Source organism: Roseobacter sp. TSBP12 (genome assembly GCF_009129705.1).
GTDB lineage: Bacteria > Pseudomonadota > Alphaproteobacteria > Rhodobacterales > Rhodobacteraceae > Celeribacter > Celeribacter baekdonensis_A.
The window spans coordinates 1-1,311 of record NZ_PYIB01000079.1 but is presented as its reverse complement, the minus strand read 5'-3'; the positions used below and the strand labels follow the sequence as shown (position 1 = coordinate 1,311).

Below are 1,311 nucleotides of genomic sequence, written 5' to 3'. Positions count from 1 at the left end.
CTGAACTTGTTGCCGTCGGTCCTCGCCAGACTGTGCCTCAGCAAGTTTCTTTTCCGCCAACTCCTTCGCGCCAGTGGCGATGTTGAGTTCCGCCTCGGCCTTCGTGACAGCCTCCACCGCTTTCAGGCTATCCTGCTCCGCATTGCGCCAAGCCGTCTCAAGATCACGGGCCTGCAAGGCATTCCGGACAGCCTCAACGCGCTTGGCTAGCTCTTCGACCTCGATCGTTTTCTTTTCTAGATCATCGACAGCCTGCTGTGCCGTGTCGGCAGAAGAAAATGCCTTTTCGATTTGCTCGCCTTCGGTCAGAGCTTTACGCGCAGCTTCGTTTGCCATCTCCGCACCACGCTGAACGCCCTGCTTTTGTTCGACTTGGGCTTCGGCTGCGACAATCCCAAGTTCAAGCGCTTCGGCGCTCTCGAACCCGCGCTCCTCGAGTCGAGCCAGGTAGAGCGCACGCTGGTCGCGCAACGCTCGTTCTGCCGCTGAGGCTTCTTCCTTCAGCCTTGCGGCGAGATCGCGATAGACCTTCACGTCGAAGAGATCCCGCAATATCTCGACCCGCGCATCCGTTTTTGCGGCCAGGAACGTCTCGAACTTGCCTTGCGGTAAGAGCACGATCTGTCGAAACTGATCCGCCCCGTAGCCAAGCAGCGCCTCGACCTGCTGCCCTACTAGCGAGACCTTCTTTTCCGCAATGACACGGCCGGACTGACTCGGACCAAGAGTGTCCACCGGAATCCCGGTGACGTCGAATAAAGAGGCTTCCGCCGCGTCCTCAGTGGTCCCTTCACCGCGTGCCTTCGGACGTTCCTGCGCCGGACGACGACGGATTAGGTAGGCCTTGGTGCCCAGCTCAAAGACAAATTCGACTTCGGTAGGTAGATCCGAAGCGGCGTGATCCGAGCGTAGTGAACGTGGTTCCTGATCGGTCTTGGTTGGTGCCCCGAAAAGCGCGAAAGACATCGCCGAGAACAACGTCGACTTCCCAGCCCCTGTCTGGCCGTAGATTCCGAACAGCCCTGTCTCCAGCGCGGAGCGAAAATCTACTACCTCGGTTGTCGCAAATGGCCCGAAGGCTTGAAGCGATAGGCGAATGGGTCTCATGTCTGCTCCTCCCCGGAGGCTCCTGCGTGGAGCTTTTCCGCGACGATCGCGACTTCGGTGGCGTATGGTTCCCGGCCGAGCACAACTTTCACGAAGTTGCCAATCATCTCGATTGGCGTGACCGCGGCCCGCCCACTGCCGAGCACCTTGGTCTCCGCAGCGCGCTCCTGCCGGGCATAGGCCAGATGGCAAGCATTGGGATAG

The 1,311-nt window shown here is 59.6% G+C and carries 2 protein-coding genes; both read right to left on the bottom strand.

Annotated features, from left to right (window positions below; all coding sequences use genetic code 11):
• On the bottom strand, positions 1-1,107 hold a 1,107-nt coding region (locus C8029_RS20800; protein ID WP_193217705.1), incomplete at its 3' end, for an AAA family ATPase.
• Positions 1,104-1,311: hypothetical protein (locus tag C8029_RS22155; protein ID WP_226946418.1), on the bottom strand; the 208-nt coding region annotated here is incomplete at its 5' end. The genes C8029_RS20800 and C8029_RS22155, both read right to left, overlap by 4 nt.